This window comes from Microbulbifer sp. NBRC 101763, assembly GCF_040371615.1.
Lineage (GTDB): Bacteria > Pseudomonadota > Gammaproteobacteria > Pseudomonadales > Cellvibrionaceae > Microbulbifer > Microbulbifer variabilis.
The window spans coordinates 401,689-418,025 of the sequence record NZ_BAABQV010000002.1; the positions used below are offsets into that span (position 1 = coordinate 401,689).

The window sequence follows — 16,337 nt, forward strand, 5'->3', positions numbered from 1 at the left end:
TACTTCTCTTACCTGTTTCATTCCAGGCTTATATAGATGTCATTCTTTGACAGACACTCAGTGGCCTACACTGAACTCTATACTTGGATAAGTTGATCCCAGGCTGGGATACTATATAGAGAACTTTTTTCCAGAAGTTATAACCAAGAGAGCGGTTATATCGATGACGCTAGTGTATTAATATTTTCTATGCCTTTAAAAGGATTTGAGGCGATACCGTGAATAATCGAAAGAATATCTCTTTCTTAGAGCCGCTGGTAAACCCACCGGTATATTCGATGAGTAAGGCAGATAGGAATCTACGTGTTGAATTGGATGTTCAGTACGAAGAGAACAATGTCTTCAGTTTTTACAAAAAAAATGAAACTCCTGTCTGGACACGTGTATTTTCATCTTCAATCACCCGGGAAGCTGGGTTTACCCTTACCGGGCCGACCATTGAAATACGCCCCGGTAGCCATCTGACAATTCAAACCAATAACAAGCTGCCACCTGAAGAGGAAGAGGGTGATTCCGGAATGATCAATTTTCCTCATGAATTCAATACTTATAACCTGCATACACACGGACTTCACGTTTCCCCAGAGTCTCCAGGTGATAATGTTTGTATGAAAATTCCGCCGGGTGAAAATTTCACCTATGAATATGATATTCCAAAAAATCACCCGCCCGGCCTCTACTGGTATCACCCTCATAAACACGGCTCTGTCGCGATACAAGTCGGAAGTGGTATGGCTGGTGCCTTAATTGTACGTGACGATTTTGATGATGAACTGGAGGCGATGGGTGTTAAGGAATATGTATTGGTATTTCAAAATATTGCGGTAGATGAAAAAGGAAGAGTGGAGGACCAACATCAGGTTGCCAAGTTCCCCGACAGTGAATACTGCATTACTGTGAATGGTCAATATTGCCCAGTGATACATGCGACGGTGGGAGAGTTACTGAACTTGCGTCTCCTCAATGCAACCACTCGCACGTCAATAGACATAGACTGCCCTTGGTTCGCGCAGATGTACATTTACGGCTTTGATGGGAATCCCACAGAAGACTACCGCCTGCAGGATGGCGTAAGTTTGGGTCCCGCGAATCGCGCTTCCTTGTTTCTCAAAATTAGTGAGGCTGCAACGCCCGGTGCGCATTTCTATGTATATAATAACGCCATTGAATTTCAGCAGATGCCGCACTACAAGTACCACAATAATAGCCCGTTGTTTGTTATCGCGATTGAGCAGGGTGAGGAGATTGGTACTGCTATTTACGCTCCCAGCAAGCCTCCGTCAAGGTGTGCTCCACCTCCATTTCCTGAGAGTTTTAAGGTTGATCTTTTAAAGCCTATTACAGATGATGAGATCACTAATACACGGCGATTGACCTTGCAGGCCAATACGCTGGATGATCCGGACAAATATTTCCGTGGTCTAAATGTAAGTATTGATCATGCGCCATTTGGTGGTTGTGATGTGGTAAACCACTATGTTGAGTTAGATGCGATAGAGGAGTGGACTCTGGTCAATGAGAGTGAGTTTCCTCACCCGATACATATTCATGTCAATCCTTACTATGTTATTGAAGTGGTAGGTGAAGACCCGATGCACCATACACTGAAGCTGCCATTCTGGTGCGATACTTTCCAGGTGCCTCCACATGGATATGTAAAATTTCGAACCCGTTTTAAAGACTTTACGGGTAAATACCCTTTACACTGCCACCTGCTATATCATGAAGATGGCGGTATGATGCAGCATGTGAGAGTTGTAAAGGACCTCTCAGAAATAAAGAAATAAAATTTTCTAAGCCAGAGGGTGCGAGATTCTTAGCCTTAGGTAGTGTTATTTATGACTCTATTTCATTAATGAACAAAATCTACCGCAGAATTTACCAGTAAATTGGGGGGTACATTTTATGATTTGAAAATAGCTCTCTATATAAAATAAATAATATCTAAAAGAATATTAAGATAAAAATATAGGCTAGGCTCAATGCTCAACTAATACACCTGGAAAATTTAGATAAGCAACATCTATAACATGAAATGAATGGGTCGCAAATACTGATTTTTTAGGAGCCATCAAAAAAAGGATCCGGCAAGGCTGGATTTCTGATTTTTGCTACGGCATCTGCGCCAACAACCGGAAGACCTTCTGGGTTTAATAGGCCAAGCTGGACCAGAACACTTGCCTGGTCCCACAGAATATGCTCGTAAGCTACCTTGTCATTTTCAACGCCCACAATAACAATAAATATTACTTCAACTCGCCTTCCAGTTGGTTCAATTCCCGGTAGCATGTGGTCCATCTTTATAGTATGAGTGAATGATATGATCAACTCATCGACGAGTCGCTCTTCGCTGTATGTTCTAGAAATAGTTTCGAAAGTAACATCGGGTGGAAAAAACTGCCCTATAAGATGTTTGGAGTAAAATGTACGGATGCTCTGAGGGCCCTGACCACCTAGCATGGTTGGTATATTTACGATATGAGGATTGGGCGCCATAGTGGACAGGGTTCCATCGAGATCGCCGGCAAGTTCAGCCTGTACATGCTTGTCGAATATCGCGTCAAGTTTTGACTTTAGATCTGTGGTAGGCATTTTATTGGTTCTTGAGGTTTAAATGAAATTTGGCAGTTTGTTTGGATAATTACTGACCCATAATTTTCAGAGCGATATATGGCGCCACGATAAATACCAGTGTCACGATTTTGTAAATACTCAGGAAGTCAAAGTACTTGGAGTTCAACTCTCCAGCCTTTAATCTAAATAGCTTACTATGAATAGAAGATAACCACTTATTCATAAAAGAAATAACTATTGTTGCCAGGAGAAGGTAGGCAATATTGATTATTGATGCCCAGCCAAGTAATTCTGTTAACTGTGGAAGTGTAATCATAGCATCGTCCTTGTCATTGCTTCATTTTTTTCGTATTGGTGCAATAAATAGAAGCTATCCGAAGTGAGGCTCAAAAAAGGTAGACAGTAGGGTGGCTTATTGTGCTTTATTACTCATTAGATATTCAATATGTCCCGTATATTTATCTAGTTGTTCCTTTATTGGTAGGAAACCTTGAGAGAGATAAAAATGATAACTGGGTGTATTTTCTTTATAGACGGAGAGTGTCAGATGAGACTGTTGAGACTTTGCATGAGACAGAAGTTGCTTTCCTATACCTTGACCCTGGACGTGTGGATAAACAAAGATTGCAGCCAATGAACTACCATTGAGGGAATAAAACCCAGCTACTTTTCTGTCTCTCTCAAAGACATAGGTTTCTGAGTTTGGGATATAGATATCGCGCATATCTTCCAGCTGTGATTCCCAGAACTCAGAAGAGATAAATCTGTGTGAATTGATCGAGGCTGTTAACCAAATATCTAAAATGATGTCCAAGTCACTCAATTTGTACTCTCTGATCATATATGTCTATTCCCTTTGTTCGTAGCAACTTTATATCGAATACATAGGCCGTATCTAAGTTTATTAATCTAGTAGTGGGTGGAGTAGATGGCCTTATCTAGGTGAAATGTTAATACATTTTTCCCACTATGAATTTTAGGGGCTTCTAGATTTATTTCATGAAAAGGCTGATTTTAACTATTGATATCAATATCTTATCTTCCCGTTGTTCATAATGAAATAATTCTCATAATCAATTTAGATCTCGGGAAACTTCCAGTGCCACATTTATATTGAAGCGGGTTTCTGCCATAGCGCCTGCTCTTGCTTCAATAGCGAGAAACTAAGCCACTAAAATTTTTACGATTAGTGGGTTAGATAATTTCTATAGGCGGACCCAGGAGGAACTAAGTGCTTTCATTGATATTTAACACTATACCTTTTAAGCTCGATAATGACTCAAAAACATAGCTGTAGTGCGCTCGGCCAGAGCTTCTTGCTCAGTAGGGGTCGGTTGGCCAGAAAGCTGGAGCAGCTGTGGCCAAAAGCAACTTCCCTTTATCAAATTGTGTATCTGGCCGCTGGCGATCTCTAGATCCAGCTGCCTCAAACGGCCATCGGCTAAAGCAGATTTTATCCAGCGCTGTACGCCGGTTTCATTCGCTTTGAACTTTTCCATCTCTTTGCGCAGGGCTTCCGGTTGGTGGAAAAAGTAGTCGAAAGCCATTCGGTTCAATTCAATATACTGGGGGTTGCAGATGGTTTTAATCTCCAACTCGAGCAGGGCGCGCAACTGTGTATGGAGGTCGCTGTTCGGATTGTATTCGCAGCCAGGGGATTGGGTTGCCTGTTGCCAGAGTTCGCCAATCAAAAACATAACCAGCGCTTCCTTGCTGGCAAAGTGATTATATACAGTGCGCTTGGATACTTGAGCACGGGCTGCCAATTCATCCATGCTGGTACCCTGAACACCGAGTTCCTGAAAAGCTTGTTTAGCGGCATCAATAATGGCCTGGCGCTTCAGCTCACTTCTGGTTGGCTTCTTTTCGTTCATATGACTCTCGGTACTTCTGATTGCACTAGGAAATCCGCCTGGCGGTGAATCTTACTTCATAATTGATTTTACACTAATTAGTTTACTTTTGTATCTGTCGGTAATAAACTGCACTGTATAGTTTACTTGGTGGTATCTATGAAAAAACACTGGTGGTTATTATTAGGAGTGGTAGGTATGTCCGTTGGTCTGTTTAACAGCTGTGCTACTCAGCCGAATAAGTTTCAAAACTCAGAAGTCGACTATAAAGCCGGGATGGGTAAGGTTGTTGAGATTATCGGTGCCTACATTCGCGCAGAGAGGGCTGCGCCGTTACCGAAAGCGCCCCTTCCACTGCAGCCGATTACAAAGGAAGTACTTACCAGTAACGAGAATCAGCCTACAGTCTATCGTTTGGGACACTCATCAGTACTGATCCGTCTCGATGGAGAATACGTGCTCACTGACCCGGTATTCAGTGAGCGAGCCTCACCAGTGCAGTGGATGGGACCGAAGCGTTTTCACCCGCTACCTCTGTCTCTGCAGGACTTACCAGCACTAAAAGCCGTAATAATAAGCCACGATCACTACGATCATCTGGATAAAGCCAGCGTGCGTATCCTGGATGAGAGAGTAGAACGATTTCTTGTTCCCACGGGGGTTGGCAATTATTTGCGGGACTGGGGGGTTGCATCAGACAAGATTACCGAGCTTGACTGGTGGCAGTCATATGCTGTTGGCAGCTTGCAATTTACTGCAACTCCGGCTCAACATTTTTCCGGACGCGGCCTTACTGACCGTGATAAGACTCTGTGGGCCAGCTGGGCGATTGCCGGGCGCGATGCCCGAATTTTCTTTAGCGGTGATAGCGGCTATTTCAGTGGTTTTCGGGAGATAGGTGAACGCTTGGGCCCGTTTGATCTGACCTTGATTGAAACTGGTGCCTACAACGATCTGTGGAGTGAAATTCACATGATGCCGGAAGAGAGTGTGCAGGCTCACCTGGATCTGCGTGGTCGCGCTATGGTGCCCATCCATAACAGTACTTTTGATCTTGCCCTGCATGATTGGTTTGAACCTCTAGAGCGAGCGCTAGCTGCTGCAGAACCCCATGGGGCGGCGATCCTGACCCCCATTATTGGTGCCCCGGTTGATGTGCGTATGCCGGCTCCGACTCTTCCCTGGTGGAGGAAGTTTATTGCAGAAGGACAGGTTGAATTGGTTGTGCAACCGTGATTATGGCAATTCAGTTGAATTTCTTACAAGGGGAACATACAGATGGATAAAAAAGTTGTATTGATAACCGGCGCCTCCTCTGGTATCGGCGAAGCCTTTGCTTATGAATGTGCAAAGAAAGGCGCGAACCTCATTTTAGTTTCCCGTAACTATAGGGCTTTATCGGAGATAGCCAGGAAGATTGAAGGGAGGTATTCAGTTAAAGTGGATATTATTGAAATTGATTTAAGCGTGGAAGGTGCCGCACAGAAACTATATATCGAAACCCAATCGCGGGGATTGGCAATAGATATCTTAGTCAATAATGCAGGATTCGGTAAATGGGGGAATTTCCAAGACTTTGACTTGAAGACATACAGAAGTTTACTTCAGCTTAATATTAATACCTTAACTGAGTTATGCTATTTATACCTTCCTGAAATGAAGTCAAGAAATACAGGGGGGATTATCAATGTGGCTTCCAGTGCAGCTTTAATGCCAGTACCCTATGCAGGGGTTTATTCTGCATCTAAAAGTTATGTGTTGAATTTCTCAGAAGCTCTACATAATGAACTGCTTGGAACGGGAGTCACTGTTACCTGCCTCTGCCCCAGTGGAACCAAGACAAATTTTGCTGAGGTGGCAAATAATAAGGTAAGCGTTGATGAAAATTTATATGAAACCGCTGAGCACGTTGCTCTGGTTGGAATCAATGGATTCTTGGCAAAGAAAAGTTATGTGCTTTCGGGTAAGCAAAAGTGGACGCTTGTTTTACTTCCTAGACTATTGAGCCGAGCGATGTTGTTGAAGCTATCGGGCAGAGTGTTTAAAGGTATTGTAAATAACAAAAAGGCTTAGCTTTTAAGGATTATTTTGATAGTGGTATTATAGGTTTTTTTGGGTTCCCAGCAATTGATGACTTTCGTTGCTTGGAAGCAAATCGCGCGCAGGTAAGAGACGCGTAATTTCCCTTGCCTTAAACTATCAAAGAAAAAACTCAATGGCGAAAATCACTGAAGAGTTCCCGCGGTAGGATACAGCATCGGAGTTAGAGAAATATTTAAGGTAGATTAGAGCGTCAATTGGCTGTCTGTATTCTGGTCTATTGATTTCCTTTGGGTACCCTTAAAAGTTCTTCTTACTAGCAACTTAGTGTGGGGCGGTTTGAGTTGATGCTGGGATATTCGTGAGGATGAGATTTTAGAGGGCTTATTGGTTTAGTGTAGATACTAGGCATTCGGAGAATAGTACTCTTCGGCCTTATAGCCAAGCCCTAAATCCAAGAACCCATACAGTATCGTATACCATTTCTCCTTCTTCGCGTTCAAAGTCAGCCGTATTACCGGCATTTCGATATTGATGAATGCCAATATAGGGGGAAAACTTGGGGTGAATTTCATAACGTAAGCGCACGCCGATTTCTATTTCGGATAGACCAGAACCGCCGTCCACACTCGCATCATTTTGCCCAAAGAAATCTAGCTCAGCACGTGGTACTAAGCTCACTTTTTCTGAAATTTTGAACGTATACTCCCCTTCTATACGAAGGGCTGTGCTACCACTTCTACCAAAGAAAAGTACAGCATCCATTTCGAAAGAGTAGGGCGTTTCGCCAATAACTCCAATGGCAAACCAGTTACGGCTGGTGTTCTCTAACTGAAAATCATGGCGTATTCCGGTAAGAACATTCCAGTTGGCAGAAACTGAGCGGCTATAAACTCCCCATAATTCATTTTCATCAGTTTCTCCATTGGTGCGTTCATAATCAACCTCTATTGATATCTTACTTTCATCTGTGCCATAGCTGAAGTCACCTTCGATGGTGGCTCCGTTATTGCCTTGTAATTCGAATTGGTCAAGACTGAGCTTGGCTATCGGCTTGTCTTCTCTTATGTTCGTATCATTCAGTGTGGAGCGGTACTGGATAGAGTGATGTAAATCTCCTTGAGACTGTCCTTTGGCAGGCTGCATTCCTATTAGTAATAAAAAAATAATTACTGGTGTTATTGGTGCTTTATGTGAAAGAGGTTGTCTTATATCTTGGCAGGACTTCCATATGAGGGTCAGATATCTAGTTAAATCTACGGTGGTGAGTGCAAAAAAATCTTTGCAAAGGTGTGATGAAGGAATATGGCACTGAGCTGTAGGATTGAAGTGCGACACCTTTAGCCCTTTTTAACCTCATTTTGCCTGATATGGAATTTTCGTTCATCCACCGCAAAAGATATTTATGACGCTGATAATTTACAGATTTTAGGTTTGTAAATTGTAGGGAATTAATAATGATATATAAGTATATCGCCTGTCTAAACTCTCGATTTTACTGAGGTCTGTCTGTTAATCCACTATGAGTAAGAAAATGTCGTGTATTTAAACTACCATGATGAATTATTTAGAATATCTATTGAATTTTCTCGACGAACAGTAGTTTGTTGTGAAAGAAATTATTGGTAGGGTGGGGATTAAAACCAAGCACGAATACCGATAACCCACACGGTAGTATATACTTTTTCTCCTTCTTCACGGGCAAAGTCCGCTGCATTGCCCACTTCTCGCTCATGATGAACCCCAACATAAGGGGAAAACTTGGGATGAATCTCATAGAGAAGGCGCAAACCTAATTCTGCTTGAGATAATCCCGTACCACTACCGGCGATTTCGTCATTTTGACCGAAAAAATTCAGTTCTAGGCGCGGAATCAGAGTGACTTTCTCTGCGAGTTTGGCCTCATATTCCGCTTCCAGACGGAAAGCTGTGCTGCCACTTTTCCCAAGAAATAACACCGCATCCATTTCTAATGAGTAAGGTGTTTCTCCGATTAAACCAACCGCCAGCCAGTTACGGCTGGTACTCTCTCTCTGGAGGTCGTGACGTATGCCGGAGAGGAAATTCCAGTTTTTGGAAATAGCGCGGCTGTACACCAGCCATCGCTCATTTTTTTCTGTTTCACCTCCTCCCCGCTCGAAATCGATTTCCAGCACCAGCTTATTAATGTCGCCTCCATAACTGATATCCCCTTCAATTGCTGCGCCATTTTGGCCGCGTCGCTCGAACTGGTCGAAACTGAACTTGGCTGTAGGTTTATCTTCTTCCCCAGCGATGCCATTACCTTCTCCAACGGTAGTTTCGTTGGAGCGAGACTGGATGCTGTGGTGCAGATCTTCCTGATTTTGGGCTAAAGCTGCTTGAAAACTCGGCTCGGAGCATAGGGCAATGAGGGCTGTTGTTGTGGCTTTTATTATTGTGTGGTGGTTCATACCACACGGACCTCACGGAAAATGCCGTGTGCGCGATAGAGCATTTGGCAGTGTAATGCCCAGCGCCCTCGGGTATCGGCATTTACCAGAAAACTGATTTTGGCGCCGGGCTGCACTATCACCGTGTGCTTGCGTGGCAGGTACTCTCCATCGCCGGTTTCCAGCTCACTCCATAAACCATGCAGGTGCATGGGCTGGGTAAGCAGAGTGTCGTTTACCAGAGTGATACGAAGGCGCTCGCCATAGGTTAATAGTATCGGTGTGGCATTCCTATATTTAACGCCATCAACTGACCATAGATAACGTGCTGGATTACCGGTGAGGTGTAACTGCAGTTCCCGCTGCGGTTCGCGTTGGCCTAACGATGGAGTGAGGCTGCGAAGATCCGCGTAACAAAGTACGCGGCGGTTGTAGCGCTGCTGATGTTTGCGCAGTCCCACGCCGGGATCATACACTCCATTTTTTGGAGTGAGCGCGCGCAGGGCTACGCCATGACCTTTTTCTGTTGGTTGGTGGATGATAGAGCTATTGCTTCCCTGGCCGGCGGGGGCCAGTTTGCCACTGCGTTCTTCAGCGGAAGGCTGTCTGCCGGCGGCTTTAGCGCCACTGGCAGGAGTGAATCCCAGATCGCGCTCATCAAGTATTGGGATTGGGTCCATGGAGGGAACTTCGGCAGTGAATTTCTGATTTGGCGTTAAAGTGCCGCGAGCGAAACCACCGCGGTCTATCGCTTGGGCAAACAGAGTGTAGGCTCTGTCCTCTTTAGGCCTAACTACCACATCGTAGGTTTCCCCGGTGCCTAGGCGGAACTCATCTACCCGCAGAGGCTGAATATTCTGGCCATCGGCACTGACCACTGTCATATCCAAGCCAGGAATGCGCAGGTCGAAGATTGTCATGGCTGAGGCGTTGATAAAACGTAGCCGTACTTTTTCTCCGGGGGCAAATAGGGCAGTCCAATTGTCCTCCGGGGTTTGTCCATTGATCAGGTAGCTGTAGGTATCGCTGGTGATATCAGATACGTCCCGATCAGATATGCCAGCGAAGTTCCATGGATGACGTTCGCGCCAGGTTTGCTCTATACCTTTTGCGCGTACATCTCGCCAAAGATCTGTGGTGGTGCGGCGGCGGTGGCGGTTGTAATAGTGGCCATCTTTCTTCAGGTTAGAGTAAATCCGCTGGGGGGAATCGTCGCTCCAATCGGAAAGCAACACCACATAGTCCCGGTCATAGGCCACCGGGTCTTCGTCAATTGGATCAATGACGATGGCTCCATAGAGTCCTTGTTGCCTCTGGAAGCTGGAGTGGCTGTGGTACCAGTAAGTGCCGCTTTGTTTTACCTTGAAACGATAGCGAAAGTTTTCCCCAGGCCTAATTCCAGGAAAATTGAGCCCCGGCACTCCATTCATATTGCTCGGCACTCTGATACCGTGCCAGTGAATCGAAGTATCCTTGGGTAACTGATTGAACACATTCAGGGTGACAGTTTGCCCTTCACGCCAGTGCAGAACTGGGCCGGGAACTGAACCATTAACTGAAATAGCGTTGCGTCGTTGGCCGGTGAAGTTGACCGGTCTTTGGCCCACTTTCAGGGAGAAATGCTCGCCACTTAGTATCGTGGGTGGAGGCACCCTCGTTCTGGCAGCGAGGGGAAGACTAGATAAGCCTAATAGAGCTGCGCCGGCGGTAAGGCCGGTCACAAAGGTGCGGCGCGAGATCGCACCACACCATGGGGGGTTTGTCATCGACAGCCCTCAGAACTGTTCTCCGGCAGAGTTAATCGCGGCATAAACCACGCTGCTGCCATCTTTGTTTATTTGCATTACCTGGTAGGGGGTAAAGCGATCGCCTACCTCCATGCCAGGACTTCCCTGGGGCATACCGGGAACTGCCAGCCCCAGGGCATTTTTCGGTGGATTCTCCAAAAATTGGTGAATCATTTTGGCTGGCACATGCCCTTCGAAAACATAGCCTTCCTTGGACACACTGGTGTGGCAAGACTGGTAGCGGGGTTCAATTCCATGCTGCTTTTTGACGCTGTTAAGGTCATCGACATCTTTCGCTACCACATCGAAGCCAGTTTCCCGAGCGTGATCAACCCAGACTTTGCAGCAACCGCAAGTGGCTGACTTGTAGGTGGTCAGGCTGGGGCTTTGTGCCGGTGATTCAATAGACTCGGCACAGGCGCTCAATGCCATGGGGATAAAGATAGAGGCTATAGCAGCCAGGAAAGTTCGGTACATGGAGAGTCTCCTTGTTTTCAAAATTGATTACGCGTCATGTGAAAAATGCACGGGGCTCTGGGCACGCGGAGATCTGTTCGCGCGTGAAAAATTTCCTGGTGGATTGTCTGGGTCAGGAGAGCCCTGTGGTGCCTGTTGCAATTCAGGAGTGAATAGGAGGTCGCAACTCGGTATCTGGCTCTGGAGGGACGTTGAAACGGAAATAGGCTGTATTACATGAGCTCTGCGTAATAAAAATGGGCTTGCTATCAGAAGGGGCAGCGAGGTTATTGCCAAGCCCAGGACAGCAGCCGCACTCAATACTGCAATTGCCGGCGTGCTCATTGCTACAGTCGTTAGGCTTCTCTGAGGAACAGTGACTCTGTTCGTTGGAATCAGCGCTCATTAAGGCCGGTGCTACCTCACCACGCTCAATACAAGGTACCGCCGAAGCCAAGCCGGCAAAGGCAAGGAGCAGTATCAGTAGCAGTGAGCGTAAAAATCCGGGGTTCATGGCTTCGGCCTGAATAAGTACAGGGACGCAGTGTATGAGCTGACACTTAGGGGCGCAACAGTGACCGGGGTGTTGGTTAATGAGGTGAAACACTGGTGGCGTTGCAGGCGCCACCAGTCAATATCTCTGGGTTCAGGACTTGCCGAGGGGCAGGCGGAAATCTTGATGGCGCAATAGATCTGGGCCGCACTCCAGCTTCTCCAGCCAACCTAGGAATCGGTTTTTGGTTTCGTCCGAGGAGAAATAGCCGCCGTGCTGAGGCACGATCATAGACGGGTTTAATTCACGCACCATCTTGGCCCAAAGCCGGCAGGCCCAATTGCCTCCCATATAGCGCTGGTGAAAACCTTCCATTGATGGGATATGTGTGTCGAAATCTAACACCTCTCCCTCTTCGCCACCGAGGGAGGCACCAATATCTCCGGAAAACAGGATACGGCTAACCGGATCATAGAAGCTGAAATTGCCACATGAATGCAGAAAGTGAGCGGGCAGGGCCCAGATTTCACTATCGGCAAAAGGCAGTACTTCGCCTTTATCATTGAGCGGTACTATGCGGTCCTGCCATTTCTCACTGCCCGCCCGAGAGGCTACGAAGCCAGATACTAAATGTGGCAAGAAGCGCGACCAAAGTTTTGATACTGCCACCTTACAGCGGGAATGTAGCATCCAGCGCGGCAACGAGGCGATAATATCCGGATCCTGGTGTGAGGCCAGAATGTATTCAAGATCGCTCAGGTTAAGGTGGCGGCTGAGCTCGATAGTCAGGGGTGTATAGGTTAGATCGCCGCCGGGATCAATGAGCGCTCCCTTGGTACCGCGGCGAATTACAAACTGGTTGGCCTGAACGCCGTCGCTGCCATTCTGCTCATTGACCAGATCGCAGAAACGCGCAACCAGGTGGTGGCCTTTTTCAAATAGGATGTCCACGCCGCGGCTCTCCTTATTTCACCAAGCCGAGGTACTGTTGCAGTCGCTCCTTATTTACAGCAATACGATCATTCATCCCTTCGGCGTGTTTCTTGGCCTCCTCAAGGTTGCCGGCTTCGCCGACCTGAATTACCCCAACCATACCCAGTGGTAGATGTGGGTCACACTGGTATAGGTAAACACCCTCTTTGTTCAGGGTTACAGTCACTTTTTCCCCCATAGTGCCGTTCCAGGAAGCGCCCTCTGCTGGGGAAAATACGGAGCGGGTGTTGTGGGCCATATCAGTGGGAAGAAAAGTTACTGTGTCGCCCAAGGCAACGCTTAGGAAGGCTGGTTCAAAAGTCATCATGCCATCCTTGCCCTGGTTCAACATTTTAACTTCGTGGTCTGCTGCCAGGGCGGAGGTCGAGGCCAAGGCGAGCGCTAGAATTGCGCCGCGAAGAGAAATAGACGACATGCTTACTTCCTGTTTGGTGATTGGTCAGTGTGAATGAATGCCTCCCCATTAGTGGGTACAGGCAGCGGCGGATATTATCTCGGTGGAGACCCAGGGAATTGATCTAGATCAATCGCGTAGACGGCGTAGATTAAGGAAGTAAGTGCCATTGCGTTGGAGCGATACAGGTGAGTCATTTATGTCTGCTCAGCACTGCCCGTTGTTCCCTGATAAGGGGTAAACTGTACGCCAAATTATTCGGGCAACTGTTCGGGAGATAACCTTGGCCGCAAAACGCAAAACTGCCTATGTATGTAATGAATGTGGTGCGGACTACACCAAATGGGCAGGGCAATGCAGTGCCTGTGGTACTTGGAATAGCCTTTCAGAGGTACGCCTTGGGCCTGAACATAAGGACAGCCGTGCAGCCAATTTTACCGATGCGCAGAGCGGCTATGCCGGCACTGCTGGTGCTGGCAAGGTGCAAAAGCTCTCGGAAATTGACCTGAGTGAATTACCGCGAATTCCCACTTCCGCCTCTGAGTTAGATCGTGTGCTGGGCGGGGGGCTGGTGCCGGGCTCGGTGGTGCTGATTGGTGGGCACCCCGGAGCCGGTAAATCCACGGTACTACTACAAACTCTGTGTCATTTGGCTATCTCCATGCCAGCGTTGTATATCACCGGGGAGGAGTCCTTACAGCAGGTGGCTATGCGGGCCAAGCGCCTGGGCTTGCCTACAGACTCCCTGCAACTACTTAGCGAAACTGATGTAGAGCGCATCTGCCTGGCGGCCAGGGAGGTGAATCCGCAAGTGATGGTGGTGGACTCCATCCAGGTCATGCATATGAGCGATGTACAGTCCGCACCAGGCTCGGTAGCTCAGGTACGGGAGAGTGCAGCCTACCTGACCCGCTACGCCAAGCAAACCGGCACGGCACTGATTCTTGTGGGCCACGTCACGAAAGATGGCAGCCTCGCCGGCCCCAAAGTACTGGAGCATATTATCGATTGCTCCATTTTACTTGAAGGTACTCACGACTCCCGTTTCCGCACTTTGCGCGCGCACAAAAATCGATTTGGTGCGGTCAATGAGCTGGGGGTGTTCGCTATGACCGAACAGGGTCTTAAGGAAGTCTCCAACCCCTCCGCAATTTTTTTGCAGCGCGCAGAGGAAATCGCCGCGGGTTCGGTGGTAACTTCTGTTTGGGAGGGTACTCGCCCACTTTTGGTGGAGTTGCAGGCGTTAGTGGATGACAGCAGTTTGGGTAATCCGCGCCGTGTGGCAGTGGGGCTCGACCAAAACCGTTTGAACATGTTGTTGGCGGTGCTGCACCGACATGGTGGTGTATTGGTGGGCGACCAGGACGTATTTATCAATGTGGTAGGTGGGGTTAAGGTCATGGAAACCAGTGCTGATCTGACTTTGTTATTGGCTGTGGTTTCCAGTTTCCGTAACCGCGTTCTGCCCCGAGATTTGGTGGTGTTCGGTGAAGTGGGCCTGTCTGGTGAGATTCGACCTGTGCCTTCAGGCCAGGAGCGTTTGCGTGAAGCGGCCAAGCACGGTTTCCGCAAGGCGATAGTGCCCGCCGCAAACCGCTTAAAAAATGATATCGAGGGGATGGAAATGCACTCGGTAAAAACTCTGGCGGAAGCCCTTTCCGTTATAGATATGAGCTGAAACTGCTAAATTTTTTCAGCAAATCATTGTAATTTGTTGTTTGAGGAGAAACTGCTGTTGATTCAACTGTTACCCGGTTAGCGATCGCCTTTAAACGTATTGTTTAAATAAATTGGCAGGTTTGGTTGAGTCAGCCGAATCTCCTTCCCGCTCCTCTGTCGCGGGGTGTTCTCTGTGGGCCCCGGCGAAAATCTTCTGAAGGCGTACCCTTGTAGCAGCGCGGAATAATTGGCCATTCTTCAGTGAGGAAGTAGGCGTAGGTGCCCTCGGGAAAGTTGGGGGAGCGCACGAAACGGCCGTTGCACTCATCAAGGGAGCCTGAGCCTTCCACATACTCGTAGTCAGCTACGAAAGTACCATCATAGTAACCGCCTGGCTGATTGCTGCCAGCAGGACGCTGCCCAGCTTTCACTTGATAACTGGACCGCATTTTTGCGACACCGGATTCACTATTTTGGCCATCTTGAAAACCGTACAAGGCATAAATTGGGAAGCCATCTGCAGCCCAACCAATTAGCGGTGAGTGGTGCTCAGAGGTTACTTGCAAGCGTGCCAGAAGTCCGGTCGGCAGGCCGTGGTAGTGGTAGGCTCCGCTAGGCTGCACATGCGCAAAGTTATCATCCACACCTAAGGGGACTGCACCTGATAACGCTTCATATCGCCAAGGGCCACGATTACCCAGATACCATTCTGCTGCACTTGGATCAAAAGGCACACCGTTAATGCCGATGCCGAAATTCTGCAGTGTGACGGGTGTGACTTGTGCTGCCACTTTGGGGGTGGCTGGAATTCTGTATTTATAGCGCTGGGCTTCAATTCTGTGTGGATTACCTGCGTTGGGAAAAGCGCCTGTTTTATGTGTTGAGATACCATTGGCTTCAATCACTCTCCAGGGGCCCTGCACAGACACCGTCACCACACTGGAGGCGATAGGCGTACGATTTGCAGGAACAGTGCTTTGCAACCCATCTGACTGTATTGCTAGGTGTTTGCGAGTGGGAGGTCTGCCTGCAATACGGTCTTTGGAGGGGGCCTGGGCAATATTCAATCTCTCCGGTAGGCAGATGAGTGTCTGGGACTCTGTTAAGTTAAAACACTGGCCAATACTATGCCCGACAGCACAACTGGCACCGGGAGTGAGGCTATGGCAGGCTTCAGTTGCTGTTTCTGGTAAATGACCTAGTGCAGTCGGGGCAACACAGACAAGAGTTAGTAATAACCACTTTTTCATACGACAACCTAAAACTGCACGGCCCCTGACAGATCGGAAAATTTATTCGGAATCCGCTTCTTTGTCCCTGCGCGGTCTGTGGCCCTCCATTTTTGCCGGTACGCAGACCAGTTGCTCTTCCTTGGGAGGGATACGGCAAGTGCCTTCCAATGTACCTCGTGGAGTTTCAACGGTGCAGGAATCCCCTTCCGACATTTCATTACATGCATCAAAGGCCTCCTGAGGCGGTTTGCGAGGTTGTGCCGTTGCTGTAGAGGCGATGGCTAGCATAGCGATGGGAATCAGAATTTTATTCACAGTGCTCTCCTTTTTGGATTCGACTGAGTGGATTGTTGCTATCAGTATTTCATAACTGGTGTGGAGCCTTATCTTGGGAAGGAGGCTTTTTTCACTAACCGATGAGAGCCAACATAGTTCAGGAATGCGC

The 16,337-nt window shown here is 47.6% G+C and carries 17 protein-coding genes; 4 read left to right on the forward strand and 13 right to left on the reverse strand.

Annotated elements, in window-relative coordinates; all coding sequences use genetic code 11:
• The first annotated feature begins 218 nt into the window (after positions 1-218).
• A complete protein-coding gene (locus tag ABWV76_RS07110; RefSeq protein WP_353375623.1) occupies positions 219-1,787 on the forward strand; it encodes a multicopper oxidase family protein in 1,569 nt (522 codons plus the stop codon).
• Between the two features lie 274 nt (positions 1,788-2,061).
• On the opposite strand, the gene ABWV76_RS07115 is transcribed toward ABWV76_RS07110, so the two are convergent.
• The 4 genes from ABWV76_RS07115 to ABWV76_RS07130 all read right to left on the reverse strand — a co-directional run bounded on the left by ABWV76_RS07115 (position 2,062) and on the right by ABWV76_RS07130 (position 4,448).
• The gene (locus tag ABWV76_RS07115) at positions 2,062-2,592 is read right to left on the reverse strand and encodes an ester cyclase (protein ID WP_282952386.1); all 531 of its coding nucleotides are present in this window, start codon (positions 2,590-2,592) and stop codon (positions 2,062-2,064) included.
• Between the two features lie 49 nt (positions 2,593-2,641).
• Positions 2,642-2,890, reverse strand: a complete 249-nt coding sequence (locus ABWV76_RS07120; protein ID WP_020414464.1) for a DUF6868 family protein — start codon at positions 2,888-2,890, stop codon at positions 2,642-2,644.
• 96 nt (positions 2,891-2,986) lie between these two features.
• Positions 2,987-3,415 carry an N-acetyltransferase gene (locus ABWV76_RS07125; RefSeq protein ID WP_353375624.1) on the reverse strand — a complete coding sequence of 143 codons (429 nt, stop codon included), beginning with the start codon at positions 3,413-3,415 and terminating at the stop codon, positions 2,987-2,989.
• 421 nt (positions 3,416-3,836) lie between these two features.
• Entirely contained in the window at positions 3,837-4,448 is a 612-nt protein-coding gene (locus ABWV76_RS07130) for a TetR/AcrR family transcriptional regulator (protein WP_353375625.1), read from the reverse strand.
• Between the two features lie 177 nt (positions 4,449-4,625).
• Here ABWV76_RS07130 and ABWV76_RS07135 point away from each other — a divergent pair, with 177 nt between their 5' ends.
• Together ABWV76_RS07135 and ABWV76_RS07140 are read left to right on the forward strand one after the other, a co-directional pair.
• Positions 4,626-5,663 (forward strand): MBL fold metallo-hydrolase, encoded by a 1,038-nt coding sequence (locus ABWV76_RS07135; protein WP_353375626.1) that lies wholly within the window; start codon positions 4,626-4,628, stop codon positions 5,661-5,663.
• 42 nt (positions 5,664-5,705) lie between these two features.
• Positions 5,706-6,500 carry an SDR family NAD(P)-dependent oxidoreductase gene (locus tag ABWV76_RS07140; RefSeq protein ID WP_353375627.1) on the forward strand — a complete coding sequence of 265 codons (795 nt, stop codon included), beginning with the start codon at positions 5,706-5,708 and terminating at the stop codon, positions 6,498-6,500.
• Positions 6,501-6,902: 402 nt separating this feature from the next.
• Here ABWV76_RS07140 and ABWV76_RS07145 read toward each other — a convergent pair whose 3' ends face one another.
• The 7 genes from ABWV76_RS07145 to ABWV76_RS07175 all read right to left on the reverse strand — a co-directional run bounded on the left by ABWV76_RS07145 (position 6,903) and on the right by ABWV76_RS07175 (position 13,022).
• Entirely contained in the window at positions 6,903-7,805 is a 903-nt protein-coding gene (locus ABWV76_RS07145) for a copper resistance protein B (RefSeq protein ID WP_353375628.1), read from the reverse strand.
• A 299-nt stretch (positions 7,806-8,104) separates the two neighbouring features.
• A complete protein-coding gene (locus ABWV76_RS07150) occupies positions 8,105-8,899 on the reverse strand; it encodes a copper resistance protein B (protein WP_353375629.1) in 795 nt (264 codons plus the stop codon).
• Positions 8,896-10,644: a copper resistance system multicopper oxidase gene (locus ABWV76_RS07155; protein WP_353375630.1), complete on the reverse strand. Its 1,749-nt coding sequence runs from the start codon at positions 10,642-10,644 to the stop codon at positions 8,896-8,898. Before ABWV76_RS07155 ends, ABWV76_RS07150 begins: the two co-directional genes overlap by 4 nt.
• Positions 10,645-10,653: 9 nt before the next feature.
• On the reverse strand, positions 10,654-11,142 hold the full coding sequence (locus ABWV76_RS07160; RefSeq protein WP_353375631.1) for a DUF411 domain-containing protein: 489 nt from the start codon (positions 11,140-11,142) through the stop codon (positions 10,654-10,656).
• 142 nt (positions 11,143-11,284) lie between these two features.
• Positions 11,285-11,635, reverse strand: coding sequence for a hypothetical protein (locus ABWV76_RS07165; protein ID WP_353375632.1), 351 nt, complete (start codon positions 11,633-11,635; stop codon positions 11,285-11,287).
• A gap of 132 nt (positions 11,636-11,767) precedes the next feature.
• The gene (locus tag ABWV76_RS07170; protein WP_020414475.1) at positions 11,768-12,565 is read right to left on the reverse strand and encodes an oxygen-binding di-iron domain-containing protein; all 798 of its coding nucleotides are present in this window, start codon (positions 12,563-12,565) and stop codon (positions 11,768-11,770) included.
• Positions 12,566-12,578: 13 nt separating this feature from the next.
• On the reverse strand, positions 12,579-13,022 hold the full coding sequence (locus ABWV76_RS07175; RefSeq protein WP_020414476.1) for a pseudoazurin: 444 nt from the start codon (positions 13,020-13,022) through the stop codon (positions 12,579-12,581).
• Positions 13,023-13,284: 262 nt separating this feature from the next.
• Between ABWV76_RS07175 and radA the strand changes: the two genes are divergently transcribed.
• Positions 13,285-14,679 (forward strand): DNA repair protein RadA, encoded by a 1,395-nt coding sequence (gene radA, locus ABWV76_RS07180; RefSeq protein WP_020414477.1) that lies wholly within the window; start codon positions 13,285-13,287, stop codon positions 14,677-14,679.
• Positions 14,680-14,809: 130 nt separating this feature from the next.
• Here the strand turns inward: radA and ABWV76_RS07185 are convergent, their stop codons facing one another.
• On the reverse strand, positions 14,810-15,910 hold the full coding sequence (locus ABWV76_RS07185) for a YHYH protein (RefSeq protein WP_353375633.1): 1,101 nt from the start codon (positions 15,908-15,910) through the stop codon (positions 14,810-14,812).
• A gap of 42 nt (positions 15,911-15,952) precedes the next feature.
• Complete coding sequence (locus tag ABWV76_RS07190; protein ID WP_353375634.1) at positions 15,953-16,207, reverse strand: hypothetical protein; 255 nt, start codon at positions 16,205-16,207, stop codon at positions 15,953-15,955.
• Positions 16,208-16,337 lie beyond the last annotated feature (130 nt).